The organism is Raineya sp., from assembly GCF_053497555.1.
On record NZ_JBRCWE010000053.1, the window covers coordinates 1 to 15935 of the forward strand.

At 38.6% G+C, this 15935-nt stretch carries 10 protein-coding genes; 3 read left to right on the forward strand and 7 right to left on the reverse strand.

What is annotated here, in order from left to right; genetic code table 11:
- The 3 genes from ACWITO_RS06885 to ACWITO_RS06895 form a co-directional block, all read right to left on the reverse strand.
- On the reverse strand, positions 1-1535 hold a 1535-nt coding region (locus ACWITO_RS06885), incomplete at its 3' end, for a hypothetical protein (RefSeq protein ID WP_448529264.1).
- Between the two features lie 106 nt (positions 1536-1641).
- A complete protein-coding gene (locus ACWITO_RS06890) occupies positions 1642-3093 on the reverse strand; it encodes a DUF4062 domain-containing protein (protein WP_448529265.1) in 1452 nt (483 codons plus the stop codon).
- 169 nt (positions 3094-3262) lie between these two features.
- The gene (locus tag ACWITO_RS06895; RefSeq protein WP_448529266.1) at positions 3263-6418 is read right to left on the reverse strand and encodes a HEAT repeat domain-containing protein; all 3156 of its coding nucleotides are present in this window, start codon (positions 6416-6418) and stop codon (positions 3263-3265) included.
- A gap of 72 nt (positions 6419-6490) precedes the next feature.
- Between ACWITO_RS06895 and ACWITO_RS06900 the strand changes: the two genes are divergently transcribed.
- A complete protein-coding gene (locus tag ACWITO_RS06900) occupies positions 6491-7984 on the forward strand; it encodes a hypothetical protein (RefSeq protein ID WP_448529267.1) in 1494 nt (497 codons plus the stop codon).
- Here the strand turns inward: ACWITO_RS06900 and ACWITO_RS06905 are convergent.
- The 4 genes from ACWITO_RS06905 to tpiA form a co-directional block, all read right to left on the reverse strand.
- The gene (locus ACWITO_RS06905) at positions 7976-8896 is read right to left on the reverse strand and encodes a ribose-phosphate diphosphokinase (protein ID WP_448529268.1); all 921 of its coding nucleotides are present in this window, start codon (positions 8894-8896) and stop codon (positions 7976-7978) included. The two genes, ACWITO_RS06900 and ACWITO_RS06905, sit on opposite strands and share 9 nt — an antisense overlap.
- Positions 8896-9465 carry a CvpA family protein gene (locus tag ACWITO_RS06910; RefSeq protein WP_448529269.1) on the reverse strand — a complete coding sequence of 190 codons (570 nt, stop codon included), beginning with the start codon at positions 9463-9465 and terminating at the stop codon, positions 8896-8898. The genes ACWITO_RS06905 and ACWITO_RS06910 overlap by 1 nt, the downstream gene beginning before the upstream one ends.
- Before the next feature lie 7 nt (positions 9466-9472).
- A complete protein-coding gene (locus ACWITO_RS06915; protein WP_448529270.1) occupies positions 9473-9922 on the reverse strand; it encodes a GatB/YqeY domain-containing protein in 450 nt (149 codons plus the stop codon).
- Positions 9923-10168: 246 nt separating this feature from the next.
- Positions 10169-10930: a triose-phosphate isomerase gene (gene tpiA, locus ACWITO_RS06920; RefSeq protein WP_448529271.1), complete on the reverse strand. Its 762-nt coding sequence runs from the start codon at positions 10928-10930 to the stop codon at positions 10169-10171.
- 64 nt (positions 10931-10994) lie between these two features.
- Here tpiA and ACWITO_RS06925 point away from each other — a divergent pair, with 64 nt between their 5' ends.
- Together ACWITO_RS06925 and gyrA are read left to right on the forward strand one after the other, a co-directional pair.
- On the forward strand, positions 10995-12017 hold the full coding sequence (locus ACWITO_RS06925) for an o-succinylbenzoate synthase (protein ID WP_448529272.1): 1023 nt from the start codon (positions 10995-10997) through the stop codon (positions 12015-12017).
- An 84-nt stretch (positions 12018-12101) separates the two neighbouring features.
- Positions 12102-15914: a DNA gyrase subunit A gene (gene gyrA / locus ACWITO_RS06930; protein ID WP_448529273.1), complete on the forward strand. Its 3813-nt coding sequence runs from the start codon at positions 12102-12104 to the stop codon at positions 15912-15914.
- The last annotated feature ends 21 nt before the right edge of the window (positions 15915-15935 follow it).

The following is a 15935-nucleotide window of genomic DNA, read 5'->3' on the forward strand; positions in this document are numbered from 1 at the left end:
GGCTCTACTAATGGCAAAGGCGGTGGTGCAGGAGAGATAGCATTGTGGGTAGTTACAGCCGCTCCGTAAAAAGTGTATTTCAAAGGGCTAGAACGTGTAAAAGTAGCAGATGTAGGTACATAAATAGGTCCAAATGGTATAAAAATAGTCAAAGTTACCGTATTAGTAAAAACAGACAAATTGGGAGAAAGCGTCAAGGGACTGGGAGGCTGAACTCCATCTGTTTCACAATAAAGATTGCTTAGATTGGTAATAGGATTGGAAGCATTATACACCTGAATTGTAATACTGGCACTGGAAGTACAACCATTCGGAGCAGTGTAGGAGTAGGTTATCAGGTGGCTACCAACGCCTGCTACATTCGGATAAAAACTTGTACCCAGTACCCCCGCTCCTGAATAAGTACCTACTCCGCTTAGTGTGAGGTTACCATCTAAGGTACCACCAAAATTTGCACCATCTCGCAAAGGTTGCGGATTGGTTTCGCTATTAGGAAACTCCAAAGTCATTCCTGTTGTCTGATAGCCTACATTAGGTAAAGCATTTACCGTAAGATTGATAACATTTGAAGTCGTAGAACAGCCATTTTTAAGAGCTATTACGCTATACGCCCCCGCGTCGGTAAGAGCAGGTGAGGCTATGGTGTATGTATTGCTTGGTCCTGATTGAAGCAAAGTAACTCCTCTGTAAAAAGCGAAACTTGTTCCATCGCTTACAGCCGTAAAAGTAATGCTTTGCCCTTCGCAGATAATATTATCGCTATCATTGCTTATCAAACTTACATAAGGGTTGGTTCTGACGGTATAAGCTGAGCCTACAAGCGTAGTGCTACAAGCCCCAGATGTGCCTGTTACGCTTACCACATCGTTATTGGCTAAGGTAGTGGTTGTATAAATTCCTGTAAAGTTGGTCGCAACAGGGTTGCCATTTACATAAAAAGTATAAGAACTAGCTCCTGTGGCAGTGAATGTTACACTTTGCCCTTCGCAGATGATTTTATCGGGATCGTTGCCGTTATCAAAAGTAAGAGCAGGTGGCATAGTGCTTGAAAAAGTAGCTAAATTGGTAACTCCCATCGTAATACCCGCAATGGGTGTTCCTGCATTCATTTGAAGCGAGCCGCTACCCGCCGAAGTAATTGCCCTTACTCTAATGCCCGAAATGGTTAGAATGTCGGGGTTAGTTCCTGCATTGTTTGCATCATAAAACACGACAATTTGCGTAGGAGATACGGTGATGCTTACATTGGTTAAATCTCCTGTTCCATTTACGCTTGCTGTACCAATACCCGGTTCCAATTGAAAATCTCCTACTACCTGCAAACGCAAAAAATGCCCCGTACCTGTTTGGGTAAAATCATCTAAATTGGCTTCTGTAATAACAATATTACCCAAAGTCTGATAAGCACCTCCTACACACAAGTTAGGCAAAGAAGGGCTGGAAAGCGTAACATCAAAAATCCATCTCTGAGCCGCCCAGAATACAAAGACAGCCAAGACAGCTACTAACCGCAAAAAAAAGTTATGTTTTTTCATACTTATTAGGTATTTTAAGCGAAAACTTATTTTTTCTTAATACACTTACTTGCCCAAAGGTAAATGATGACTATGCAGTATTATGAAAAAAATCTTTTCCCCTTGCTCATTGAATACTTCGCAAGGTTTCAAGCAGTCCTGTCCATAGATTATCTTTTAGGATAATAGATTTAATCTGGTTTCTCTGCATAAATTCATCAGGCTGGAATTCGTATTTACTTATCACAAACTTATGTTGCAGGGGCTTTTCACGTCCAAATCCAGGGGCTTTCAGAAGGTCTAAAATTTTAGTTGCTACCCATTGCCTACTAATTTTACCATAATAAATGTAAGCGGCTTTACAAACAATAAGGTTTTGAATATGCGTTTTTCTGCTATCTACGAGAGTATCGCTAAAAGATGGTTCTAACACTTCAATACCCTGATTTTTCAAAAAATCAGCTATTTTTTGAGCATCTTCCTTATCAATTAAATCGTAAATCAAATAAATGGCTTCACTTTTTACCAAATCGGTAGTGTGCTTCAATACATTCAGTGGATCTTCTTGCTCGCTTTCAATCAAAATTTTTTTGAGCATTTTTTTCAAATCTTCTAAAGGTACTTGCAAAATTTCGGTAGCTTCTGCCGCTTCTGTTCCTTGTGTAAGATTATCTACAAAAACTCTTTGTTTTTCGCTATCAAATTTCAAATGAAGGGGCATCCAAAGAACTCGCATAAAATTTTTCCGAGAGTCGTAGATAGAGTTTTTTGTAGCCAAAAGCATTGCATTATACTCAGCGGAAAGATTATTTTGCAATTCAGCCAAAGATACTCCTTCTTCCCGCAAAGGTTCTCCGTATTTAGAGCCAATCAAATGAATAGCTAACTCACTTCTCTCCAAATCTGCTTTCAAGAGATTTTCAAGCTCTAATAGATTTTGAGGTAAGTTTTCTTGGGGCAAAACCAAACAACCCCATTTCTGCAACTCTCTTTTAAGCAAATTTCTTTCTATTTGTAAATCTTCGGTAGTATGAGCCAAAAACACAACTTTGGAAGCCTGGAGAGTTGTTTTTTGGATAAAATCTTTTCGCTGCTGCAATTTTTGTAAGCCTATGTATATCTCTTGTGCTAAATCTAAAATTTGCACCCAAAAGATTTTTTCTGTTTCCTTTCCAAAGAAATCTTGAATAGGTACAAACTCTCCTTCTTGTTCTTTGTAGAAATGGTGAGCAGATAAATTTTGCAAAGCCGAATGTTGAAGGTGTATTGGGGTAGGTAGTTTGAATATTTTTAATAAATGCCTTTCTTTTTTTAATGAAGCACTTTGCAAGAAATTATCAAGGTCTTCTATACAATTTTTATCATTATTAAAGTTGGGCGAAACTACACATAGCATTATAGCTACTTGCGAAAGCGTATGAGACGTAGGACTTTCTCCATTGGCATAACGTAAAATGCGTATAGTTCCCGAAAGTTGTAGCAAACTTTGCTCCAAAACCTTCAAAAATCTTTCTACCCAACCATCGGTATTATCTTTGGGCGAATAGTTTAGGTAAATATCGTAGGCATAGTTACTCATAAATAGTTTATTAACGTAGAAAAAATGGCTATTACGTTCTAAAATACAACGATTCAAAAGTTTTACTTATCCTAAATATCCAATATTCTAAATCTTGTTTCCTTGTAGCTAAAGCCCTTAATATTAAAAAACTGTAAATCAAAATTTTAATCTTGTAACTCACATTATCTTATTTTTTCCTGATAGCAGTAGGCATTAGCTCTCGTGCCACAGCATCAATGAACGCTCTTGCAAACTCGTGGTTTTTTTGTATCATTGTATAAAATAGGTCTTTATCAATTTCGTATAGAGTAGTTCCCGCCACTACTCTACACTCTCCTTCAAAATGCTCGTTTTCACCTAAAAATAAGTGTCCAAAAAATTCGCGAGTATTGTAAGCATTGATAAGTACCCCATTTTGATAGTGTTCTATTCTACCTTCTGCTACCACTGCAATCGGAAGGGCATTCAGCAATACTCCATTTTCTATCCATAATGTATCTGTTTTGAAGTGCTTTTCTTGGATAAGCTCTACCATTTCAGAAACAATATCCGAAGGAACATTTTGCATAAAATCAATATCTTTCAAGAACATAGTTTTTTGCAATCGCAAGGGCATCAGGTAGTTTTTTTCCTTACTAAAAACCTTTTCCAAGACCATATCAATATTGCTTGCATTTTCAGAAGGCAATCTATGTTTTACTTTTTCATAAATTTTGGGGTTGTGCTGGCAGATAGCCCAAGCGGCAGTTTCGTGCAGTAGCGGGTCAGGGTGGAAAAGATTAGCAACCAGTTCCTCAAAGTCATTCAAATCTTCTTCAAAACCCAATGCGTACATCGCACAAGAGCGTGTCCAGCGGTTGGTATAGGAGTAATCCCTGCTGATAAGGTGTCTTAGTACCTCCACAGAGCCAAAACGCTCCCTTGGAAAAAATTCTTGTAGGCGTTCTATTTTTTCCTCGTCAGATAAATCTTCAAAAAGTGGAAAAAGTTTGGGTTTCAGTTCGTCTGCCAAAAAAACATTCATTAGCTCAATAGCAAAGACGTGAGCGTCAGCCGAATCACTTTCAAGATTTTGCTTGACAAGCTGTACCGACTGTGGCTCATAGATAAGCGAAAGAAGGGTAAAAATTCCTTCAAAATTATACTGAATTTCATCTTGCAAAGATTTTCGCAAGTAATGCGTATGCTTATTTTTCTTTATTTCTAGCAGAGCCGCAATATCCCAAGCCGCATCACTAATTTCAATTTCAATAATATGATTGATAAAAGCCGTTTTTTCCGTAGGTACCCGAATTTGGTTATAGCTGAATGCAAAAAGTATTTGCTCTACAATCTCGGCATCAGGAAAATTGATTTTAGCCCAAAGCATTTCTAAAGCCCTATCCGAGCCTATTCTGCCGTATATTTCTACAATTCTACGCATAATTTCCAAGTCCTGTCCCGACTTATGAAAAGCGGCTTCCATAGTAGGAATAGCTTTATCTCCTGCGGTAATAAGTGCGGCGGCGGCGGCATTGACATATATAGGCGAAGCAAGCAGGTCTATTAAAATACTCCAAGTTTCGGGCTTTTGTATTTTACGGCAAGCCAGCACCGCATACATACGCACTCGCATATCCGAATCGCGTAAGAGTTCTAAAAGCAAATACTCTGTTTCAGAGCTAACTAACTCGGGCAATTTCTTGGCAACCCACAAACGCTCTTGCACCTGCTTGGATTTTGCTTTTTGATGCAGTTCTTTAATATTAAAAGATGTTTTCTCTTTGGATACAAGCCCATCGGGGGTGATTGTCAAATCCTCTATTTTGCTCAAAGCAAACTTTTTTACAATAGTATCTCTTTCCGATTTAGCAAATTGTACCAAAGCCTCTTCAAACAACGTGGGTTCTAATCTTTCCAAAAGTTTTAGAGCAAAAAGTTGCCTTTCGGGTTGGGGAGCTTCCAATTCTTTTTGCAACATTTTATCCAAAGATTGCTCGCTAAGAGCCGTTTCCGAAATTTTGCTTTTAGAGCTTACCAGTGTCTGGCGAAGTGTATCTTTGTAGCCTACGTACATTTTGTTGGTGTCGTAAGCCCACAAGGCGGCAATAGGCAAGAGCAAAATAGAAAATAGCAATAGATTAGAAAAGTGGAAATACTGAATAACAAACAATAGTACCCCCGCAATAAGTCCTGCTCCTACTTTCACAATCCCGTCCATTCGGCTAATCACATCTAAACGCACCCGAGAATCAATCGGGAAATAATACATCTTGAAAGCCGCATCGTCCATTGATTCTTTCAAAGAAGCAGAAAACAGCTTGCTCAAAGAAATCGCCAAGAAAAATAGCACAAAACTACCTGTACCATCGGCAGTGGTTTCAAATCCTGAAAAAATGCCAATAAAAATTGCGATAGCAGTCAGCCCTAAAAGCAATAAAGGATTGATAAGAAGTGCTACTCGTGTGCCGTAAAGCTCTATGATTTTATCTACTGCAAAAATTTGTATCGCAAGGGCAAAGAAAATAACAACTCCTTCAAAAACAGCAATAAAATTTTGCAAATCGCGTTCGGCAGGGTACTGCTTACCCACCACATTCAGAAAGGAATAATCTACAAACTGATGAGCAATCGTGGCTATCACTACAAAGCCCGCCATAAGCACAATATAACGATGGCGGAACATTTTTCTGATACCAAAACGCCCTGTTTGCCCTTCAATGCGTTTGAGTTTTCCAAAACTAATTGTAGGAGAGGCTAATATGAGAGAAAAATAAGCAATGATGATTAAAATACCTGCTATAAACGTTATATCAATCAAATCTTCGGTAGCAGGAACAAGAGCCGAAAACAGAGGAATAGCAAAGAATGTAACCAAAGCCGCAAGCCCTTTCCCAATATCTACCCCTCCTACTATTCTTTTTTGCTGTTTGAGCGTAAAAATACGTGCCAAAGTTCCCCAAAACACAAGTGCAAGCAGGGCATCAATAGGACCCATAAGCACCAATGAAGCAAAAATAATTTTTCGTTTCAAATCAGTTTCTTCCACTACACCAAAACTCAAACGTATAAGGGCTATAATAGCAAGCAAAATAAACAAAGTAGCAATAGAAAGCGAAGGATAAGCTATCCGATTTTGCAAAAAAGAAAATGTATAAGTGATTATTATACCGATAATACCCGTAGCAATAATTACAATAGGCAAATAAGTATCTTCGTCCCAATTCTGCAAGAAAAGTGTCATTGAGGCTACATCGTAAGTAGCAATAAAAACTCCTATCAAAAAGCCTAAAAGTAAAAGCAAAATTACTTGCGTAAATTCGCTTTTTTCAATATTAAGCAATTTGAGTAAAAGTTTTTTCATTAGTTTTGTGGTGTAATTTTGGCTAAATTTAACAAAAAAATCACACAAAATCCAAGAAATTTTTGCAAAATTATGTGTCGGAACAATAAAAACCTTGCTCCTATTCTTATTGGGCTTAACTCCGCTGTATTTTTAATTTTTATCTATAATTACCAACTCATCTCTTCTGCCCCTTTCGACTACGATGCTGTAAAAAACTATCAAACCATTCAAGAACTTGCACGTGGCAATTTTCACAACTTTTTCCACCACGCCTCACCTGTGTTATACGTATTTTTTTTGCCTTTTTACCTCATTTACCCCAATTTTTGGTTTCTGCTTTCTATCAATGCCTTATTAGGCGTTTTTGCCTCCCTACTTTGGGTTAGATTATTGCTGAAAGACGCTATAAAAAAGCCTTACAATGCCATTACATATCTTTTATTAGGCACTGCCTTTTTTGCAGTATCGTACAGCCGAACTTTAAGCATTGAAACACTTGGATTATTTTTTTCAGCTTTGCTTTGGGGGCAAATACAAAGTTTTTTAGACCAAAGAAAAACTTTTTGGGCTTCTGCTTGGCTGATAGGCGTAGTAGCAAGTTTATTGCTCCTTACCAACTACAAAGCCATTGTGCCACTTACTTTTATGGCACTGCTTATTACCTTCAATAGAAAAGGTTACGCAATCTCTTTTAGTTGGGAATTTTTCAAGAAAATATTGATAGGCTTTTGTGGCATAATTGCCTTATTTATGCTTGTGGGAATAATCGCGGGTTTGCCTTGGTATAAGTATCCTGCTACTATTATAGGTATAGTGGCGAACGCCCAAGAAACTACTGCTCACCCTTTCAATGGTCGTTTTTACTTTCAATATTTAGCAGAATTTGAAAATATAGCACTGATGCTTTTGGGTATTTGGCAAATGAGAAATATTTTAAGGTTTCCGTCTAATTACACTATTCTTTGGCGTCTGATAGCTTGGACTGCCCTGCTTACTTATTTGGTAATGCTTCTATTGCCCAAAGCTCCTCGCGGTCTTATTTTTGTCTTTCCACTTTTGTATTTGCTTGGCATAAAGCAACTTCAATTTTTTTTCCTTGAAAAATGGAAAAAGCCAAGTTTCTATCTGATAGCGGCAATCGTTCTGATTTTTTGGCAAATAAAAATTATTTGGGAAAAAGTTTATCCTTACAGCCAAACAAGTTACCCACAAGTAGCCTCCATACTCAAAAAAGAGCAGGCAGAAGTAGTTTTTACAACTTTGGGAATAGGAATTTATCCGTTTTTGGATAGTAACATCAAATTAGAAATCTTGCGGGAAGCCTCTGATACCCTAAAATTTCAAAGTTATACGGGGAAAAAGTTTCTGCTTTACGATAGTTACGGCGAAATCTCTCTGCATTATTCTTTGATAAGCCTAAAAAAATGCAAATATGACTACTATTTTGAGGAAAAAAGCCTTTGTAATCCGTTTTTGAGTTTAGAACTTGTTGAGTACAATCGTACCAGTTTCCGAAAGGCTTTTGAAATAAGTGAAGGTTTGCAAAAACGAAAGTGGCAACTGGCTCTGAAAAAATTACCCTAAAACCCTTTTCTTGATAATTTCTGCTACACTTTTTACCACTAAAAATGGATTTCGAGCTTCCTTTTGGCTATTGGGGTGTGTATCGGTGCAATAGATTTTTTCAAAAAGACCGCTTTCTTGCAATCTTTGCAAAGCATTGTTATTAAATAAACCGTGAGTAGTAATCGCATAAATTTTACTTGCTCCTGCTTCTTTGTAAGACCTTGCCGCATTGATAAGCGAACCACCAGTGCGTATCATATCATCATAGATAACCACTACTTTACCTGTAACATCAGCACTAATCCCTGTAACTACGGTTTCCTCGCCACTCACTCGCCTTTTGAATACAAAAGCCGCATTTACTCCCATATCATTGGCAAGCGATTCTACCCACTTGGCTCGTCCTGCATCTGTACAAGCTAAAATAAAGTCTTTCCCTGCTATTTCTGCACAAGCCTGCATAATTACCTCTTTGCAATACAAATGAACTGACTGCACATCTCCTTCAAAGTAATGCGGTAAGCCTTCGGTATGCAAATCCATTAGCACAAAGGTTATTCTGCTCCCTGTTTTGGGAATAGAGGAAAGCAGTTTTGCCCGAGTTTTAGCCGTAACCACCTCTCCTTTTTTTACGGCTCTTTCCATAGTAGAATAGCCAAAGTAGGGTATCACGATGGTCAAGTTTTTTGCTCCATATTTTCCTATTGCCGAAGCCAAGTCATAAAGTTCCAAAGTATCGGTATCTGTGGGCGTTCCACCTAAAAGAATAACATTTTCTCCCTCCACTTCGGTAAGTATGCGTTGATAACGCTCTCCGTCAGGGAAAATCTTAACTTCTACCTCTGCTCTACGAAAACCCCCAAGTGCCAAAAGTCTTTCTTGCAAATACTGATAAGACTGAATTGAAAATAATAACGGCTCATTCATCATTATTGCGTTTTTTTATTTTTACTTGCTTCTGCGGGCTTTTCGTTGATGATTTCTTTGGCTTCTTTGATAATATCTTCGCCAAAAGCAACCACCGAAGAGATATTTTTCACCGCATACGGGGCAAGTGGCTCTACCACGGGATACAGCAAACTGCCCTGCAACAATTCTTTGTTGGAAGTGGTTTCGTTAGCTATTTTATGGAAAATCATTAGAAACAGACTTACGACAAAAGCGAATTTCAACCCTCCTAAACCTGCTCCAAGCAAATTATCAAAACTACCCAAAAGTGTGGTATCTATGCTTTTTTTCAGATAACGTGCAAAACGATTGGCAAGAAAGAAAAACAAAGCAAAAGTAGCCACAAAAGCCACATAAGGCATAATACTTTCCGACATATCGCCCATTAGGGGTTTTAAGATTTTGAGAGCAACCACCCAAAACTTAAAACCCAAAATAATTGCCGCAACAAAAGAAAGAAGCGATAGCACATTCATCAGCAAGCCCGACTGATAGCCCCGATGAGCCCCCCACAAAATAGGAACGAGAATGAAAAGGTCAAGGCTGTTCATAACAATTTTAGCTCAATAACTTCTTGACAAGTTCGGCAAGGGTTTTGTTATCTACTTTTCCTGCAAGGGTTTTGGTAGCTTGTCCCATTACTTTACCCATATCTTTGGCAGAAGTAGCCCCCACACTAGCAATAATTTCGCGAATTTGAGCTTCTGCCTCCTCAGACGAAAGTTGCTGTGGCAAATATTTTTCCATAATTGCAATTACTGCTTGCTGCTCGGCGGCTTGTTCGGTTCTACCCTGCGAGGCAAACATTTCGTAAGATTCCTTCCGTTGTTTCAATGCCTTATTGATAATAGCAATTTCATCGGCTTCCGAAAGGTTGCCCGTACCGCCTTCTTTGGTTTCTTCCAAAAGAATCATTGATTTTAGCTCACGCAAAGCAGTCAGAGCCGCCTGATTTTTGGCTTTCATTGCCTCTTTGATATCTTCGTTGATGCGTTCTTTGAGTGTCATAGATGTAAAAGTTTTTTGAAGTTGTTTAGTAAAAGTTTAAGGGTTTGATGTTCAGGAGTTTGAAGTTCAAAGGTTTGAGGTTTTTTATGCATCTAATTGGTAATTATTTACGTTCAAAAAAGTTTAGCGTTTGATGTTCAAGTTTTTAAGGGCTTTCTCTCTCATTTTTCTGTCTAATTTCTAAAATCCTGTTTCCTGTATCTTGTTTCCTGTTTCCTTACTGCAAAATATACCTAAACAATTACTCTAATTGTAAGATTTCACAATTTCTGCAAATTCTCTTGCTTTCAGCGAAGCCCCTCCTACCAGTCCGCCATCTACATCAGTACAAGCAAAGAGCGGTTTAGCATTCTGAGCATTCACACTTCCTCCGTATAGAATACTTGTATTTTGAGCAGTTTCGCTTCCAAATTTCTTTTTCAAATAAGCCCGAATAAGAGCGTGCATTTCTTGTGCTTGTTCGGCAGTAGCATTTCTGCCTGTTCCTATTGCCCATACAGGCTCGTAGGCAATGACTATATTTTTCATTTGCTCGGCAGAAAGTTCTGATAAACTGCCCTCTAACTGATTCTGTACATACACAATATGCTCGTTTTTATTGCGAATTTCCAAAGATTCACCACAGCAAAAAATCACTTTCAAACCCACCTGCAAGGCTCTTTGGATTTTTTCGGCTATCATACGATAAGTTTCAAGATAATACAAACGCCTTTCGCTATGCCCAAGAATTACCCATTTTGCCCCTACCGAAGCAAGCATTTGAGCCGAAATTTCCCCTGTATAAGCCCCTTTTTCGTACTCTGAGCAATTTTGAGCGGCAACCGCAAAAGGCTGATTTTTAAGAAAATTACTCAAGTGATGAATATACACAAAAGGCACTGCAAAAATTACTTCGGCAGTATTTCGCTTTTCATCTTTCAAAATATTAGTTACTTCGGAAATCAAAGCATTTGCTTCTTGAAAGTTTAGGTTCATTTTCCAATTAGCGGCTACAATTTTTTGAGGCATTGTTTTTTCATTTTAAGGTGAAAATTGAGAAATTTGCTCAAATTTAACGCAAAAAAATCTGAAAATGCAAAATCTACAAGCAACTTTTGAGCCTTATGTGCTTTATTTCCGTTTTGAGGCGGGTACTTCAAGGGGTATTTTGCGAGAAAAGAAAAATTATTTCATCAGAATTTGGGACAAATCCAATCCGCACATACAAGGCGTAGGCGAAGTAAATGTACTCAAAGGTTTAAGTTTGGACGATAGAGCAGATTTAGAGCAAAAAATAACCGAAATTCTACAAAAATATCAAAATCAGACACTTCAAAGCACAGATTTAGAGGCTTTTCCTGCTATCCGTTTTGCTTTGGAAACTGCTGAAAAAGATTTAGCAAATGGCGGGAAAAAACGCATTTTCCCAAGTGCTTTCACCGAAGGCAAAACTTTTATCCCCATCAATGGCTTAATTTGGATGGGAAGCAAAGAATGGATGCTTTCTCAAATTCGCCAAAAAGTTGAAAAAGGCTTTACTTGCCTAAAAATGAAAATCGGAGCTTTGGATTTTGAAACGGAACTGAGCATTTTACATTCTATCCGCAAAGAATTTCCTTCACCCCAAGAAATGATTTTACGCGTAGATGCCAATGGAGCTTTTTCTGCCCAAGAGGCTCTGAAAAAATTAGAAAAACTTTCTCATTATCAAATTCACTCCATTGAGCAACCCATTGCCCCAAATCAAATTGAACAGCTTGCCCAAATTTGCGAAAAATCGCCCGTGCCTATCGCTTTGGACGAAGAACTTATCGGCAAAAATCATCAGAAAAGGCAACTTTTGCAAAGCATAAAACCTCACTTTATAGTGCTGAAACCTGCCCTTTTAGGTGGTTTTGCTGAAAGCGAGGCTTGGATACAAGAAGCCCAAAATAGGAAAATTGGCTGGTGGGTAACTTCGGCTTTGGAAAGCAACATCGGCTTGAATGCCATTGCTCAATGGACGGCTACACTACCATTCAAGGGGCATCAAGGATTGGGAACAGGACAGATTTATGAGAACAACCTGCCCACCGAGCTGTATTTAGAAGGGGAAAAATTATTTTTTGGAAAATAACGACAAGAAAATAAACACCATCGTTTTTTCAGATTGGCGAAAATTTCGTAATTTAGCCTGCTTAAAAATAAAACCTCTTGAAAAATGTTAGACGACAACAAAACTCTTGAAAGCCCCTCAAATATTTTCCCTGTCAATATTGAAGACGAAATGCGAACTGCCTACATAGATTACTCTATGTCGGTGATTGTTTCGCGTGCCTTGCCCGATGTACGCGATGGCTTAAAACCTGTTCATAGACGCGTACTTTACGGAATGATGGAATTGGGCGTTTTACATAACAAACCTTACAAAAAATCGGCTCGTATTGTAGGAGAAATTCTTGGTAAATATCACCCTCACGGCGATTCTTCGGTATATGAAACAATGGTACGTATGGCTCAGGAATGGTCTTTACGTTACCCGCTTGTGGATGGGCAAGGCAATTTTGGCTCTATTGATGGCGATAGCCCCGCCGCAATGCGTTATTGCCTTACAGGCGATACACTCATCAAAACCAATTATGGTCTTATAGCACTCAAAGATTTAGTAAAGAACTCTCTGCCCGATAGCGAGCAAGAAATTGACCTGCAAGTACTTTCTATGCACCAAAAAGTACATAAGGCTACTAAATTTTTCAATTCAGGCTACCACCCTATTTGGGAACTTACTACGCAAGAAGGCTATCAGCTAAAAGGTTCATCTAATCACCCTGTTCTTACTTTAAGCAAAGATGAAGCAGGCAAACCTATCTTTGTTTGGAAAGAACTTTCCAAAGTAAAAGCAGGCGATAAAATTGTGATTGAGCGAAGCCAAACCAATCTGTATGCTTCAAAAGCATCTTCAAAAGATATTTACCAAAGCATTGTTGCCGCTTGTCTAATTGCCGAAGGTTCTATTTCTCCGAAAAGAGTTACTTTCAATAGTACCGATAAAAAGTATTTTGACGACTTTATCAATGCTTATCAGAACCTTATTGGCTCCAAATTTTATGTGTATCAGCGAAGGCTACCTTCGGGAAAAGAAATTTATGAATTTGATGTTCAAAATACCTCTGAATTTGCCCAAAACGAATTATTTACACAGCTTGTAGGTCTAAAATCAGCCGAAAAGCATATCCCTACTTGCATTTTACAAGCCCCCAAAGAAGCCCAAAAAGTATTCTTGCAATATCTTTTTGAAGGCGATGCTTCGGTGTCTTTGCTTGAAAAAAATACTATCTCTCTGCAATACTGTACGCAAAGCCTTACTTTGGCAAGAGAGTTGCAAATTCTACTTCTGGAATTTGGCATTATCAGTCGTATAAGTTTTACCCAAAAACGCAAAGAGTACAAGCTCGTCATTAGTGGTTTTCACAACATTCGGCTTTTTTACGAAAATATCAATTTTGCAAGCCAAAAAGCCACAAAACTTGATAAAATTGTAGAGCAAGAACGCCAAAGACAACAAGAAAAGCCTATCAAATATGCTTTGAGCAAGGATTTTATCCCCTACATTGCCAATTATATTCGGCAATATGCTCCGCATAAGTTTTTAGAAAAAAATAACTTTGACCGCTACGAAAGAATTGAAAAATACTACGAGCAAATTCTCAATACACTCAACAATGTGTATTTACAAAGTTTGTTTCAGGAACTTGTTGCCAAGCGTTATTATTATGCTACCGTAAAAACTTGCCATTTGCTTCCCGAAACGGATATGGTGTATTCGGTAAAAATTGAAAGCGATTGTCATTCTTTTGTAGCGAACGGTTTTGTCAATCATAATACCGAAGCTCGCTTGCAACGCATAGCCGAAGAACTCATCGGCGAAATCAACAAAGATACCGTTAATTTTCAGCCTAATTTTGATGATTCGCTAACCGAACCCACTGTACTTCCTGCCAAAATTCCTAATTTGCTTATCAATGGTACTTCGGGCATTGCCGTAGGTATGGCAACCAATATGGCTCCACACAATCTTTCAGAAGTGATTGAAGGTATTTTGGCATACATTGATAACCCCGAAATCAGTATCGGTGAGTTAATGAAATACATTCTTGCCCCCGATTTCCCTACGGGTGGTATCATTTACGGCTACGAAGGGGTGCGAAATGCTTACAAAACAGGTAGAGGTAGAATTATTATCCGTGCCAAAGCCAATTTTGAGCAAAGCAAGTCAGGTAAAGATTTGATTGTCGTTACAGAAATTCCGTATATGGTCAATAAAGCCGCGATGATTGAAAAAACGGCTCAACTCATCAATGAAAAGAAAATTGAAGGAATTTCCGACATACGCGACGAATCCGACCGAGACGGCTTACGAATTGTCTATGAACTCAAAAAAGATGCTATTCCTGCCATTGTACTCAATAATTTATTCAAATATACACAACTGCAAACGGCTTTCAGTGTCAATAATGTAGCCCTTGTAAAAGGAAGACCTGCTACCCTGAACCTGAAAGAGCTTATCAAATACTACGTAGAACATCGCCACGAAGTAGTAGTACGCCGTACAAAATTTGACTTGAACGAGGCTCAAAAAAGGGCTCATATTTTAGCAGGTTTGCTCATAGCCCTGGACAATTTAGATGCTGTCATTGCCCTTATTCGCAATGCCCAAGACCCCGATGAAGCCAAAACTGGTTTAATGAATAATTTTTCTCTCACCGAAATTCAGGCGAAAGCCATTTTGGATATGCGTTTGCAAAGACTTACAGGACTGGAAAGAGAAAAAATCGTTGCCGAAAACCAAGAAATTACCGCTCTCATCGCTGATTTGGAAAATATTTTGGCTGATGAAAAACGCCGAATGGAAATTATCAAGCAAGAACTCACCGAAATCAAAGAACGTTACGGCGATAAACGTAAAACTGAAATTGTTTATTCGGCAGAAGAGTTTCAGGACGAAGATATGATAGCTGATGAGCAAGTAGTCATTACTATTTCACACAAAGGCTATATCAAACGCACTCCTCTTTCCGAGTATCGTGTGCAAGGGCGTGGTGGCGTAGGTTCTCGTGGTGTAACTACCAAAGAAGACGATTTTACCGAGCATCTATTCGTAGCAACCAACCACAACTATCTGCTAATTTTTACAGAAAGTGGAAAAGTATTTTGGATAAAAGTTTATGAAATTCCCGAAGGAAGCAAAACCGCCCAAGGACGTGCTATTCAGAATCTTATTCAAATTGAAAATGGCGATAAAGTGCGTGCCGTTATCAATGTAGAAACTTTGGAGGACGAAGACTACATCAATAACCATTATTTGGTGATGTGTACCGAAAAAGGCACTATCAAGAAAACCACTTTGGAAGCCTATTCTCGTCCAAGAGCTACGGGTATCAATGCTATCAATATCAATGAAGGCGACAAACTCATTGAAGTCCGAATGACAACAGGCAACGACCATATTATTATTGCTACTCAATCGGGCAGGGCAATTCATTTTCACGAGGAAAATGTACGCCCTATGGGACGTAATGCCACTGGCGTAAGAGGTATTTGGCTTGATGAAAACAACCCCGATGATGTTGTAATTGGAATGGTTTGCGTACAGAGCCAAAATCAGCATCTTTTAGTAGTTTCGGAAAGGGGCTTTGGCAAGCGGTCGGAAGTAGAAGAGTATCGCATCACGGCTCGTGGAGGCAAAGGCGTAAAAGCAATGAACCTTACCGAAAAAACAGGCAAACTGGTTGCTATCAAAGAAGTTTCGGATAATGACGACCTAATGATTATCAACAAATCAGGCATTACTATACGCATACGCGTAAGCGATTTACGTTTGCAAGGACGTGCCACACAAGGGGTAAAACTTATCACACTCAACAAAGATGATGAAATTTCCTCAGTAGCAAAAATTGAAAAAATGGAAGAAGAAGAAAACGAAAATACCCCGACGATTTCTGATAATAACCCTGAATTATCCGCTGAAGCATAAAATTTTAAGAGCCATCTCTAA

Excerpts from the sequence above, each read along its gene's own strand:
- ACWITO_RS06890 (WP_448529265.1), bottom strand. The coding sequence starts at position 3,093 with ATGAGTAACTATGCCTACGATATTTACCTAAACTATTCGCCCAAAGAT.
- ACWITO_RS06895 (WP_448529266.1), bottom strand. The coding sequence starts at position 6,418 with ATGAAAAAACTTTTACTCAAATTGCTTAATATTGAAAAAAGCGAATTT.
- ACWITO_RS06900 (WP_448529267.1), top strand. The coding sequence starts at position 6,491 with ATGTGTCGGAACAATAAAAACCTTGCTCCTATTCTTATTGGGCTTAAC.
- ACWITO_RS06905 (WP_448529268.1), bottom strand. The coding sequence starts at position 8,896 with ATGATGAATGAGCCGTTATTATTTTCAATTCAGTCTTATCAGTATTTG.
- ACWITO_RS06910 (WP_448529269.1), bottom strand. The coding sequence starts at position 9,465 with ATGAACAGCCTTGACCTTTTCATTCTCGTTCCTATTTTGTGGGGGGCT.
- ACWITO_RS06915 (WP_448529270.1), bottom strand. The coding sequence starts at position 9,922 with ATGACACTCAAAGAACGCATCAACGAAGATATCAAAGAGGCAATGAAA.
- tpiA (WP_448529271.1), bottom strand. The coding sequence starts at position 10,930 with ATGCCTCAAAAAATTGTAGCCGCTAATTGGAAAATGAACCTAAACTTT.
- ACWITO_RS06925 (WP_448529272.1), top strand. The coding sequence starts at position 10,995 with ATGCAAAATCTACAAGCAACTTTTGAGCCTTATGTGCTTTATTTCCGT.
- gyrA (WP_448529273.1), top strand. The coding sequence starts at position 12,102 with ATGTTAGACGACAACAAAACTCTTGAAAGCCCCTCAAATATTTTCCCT.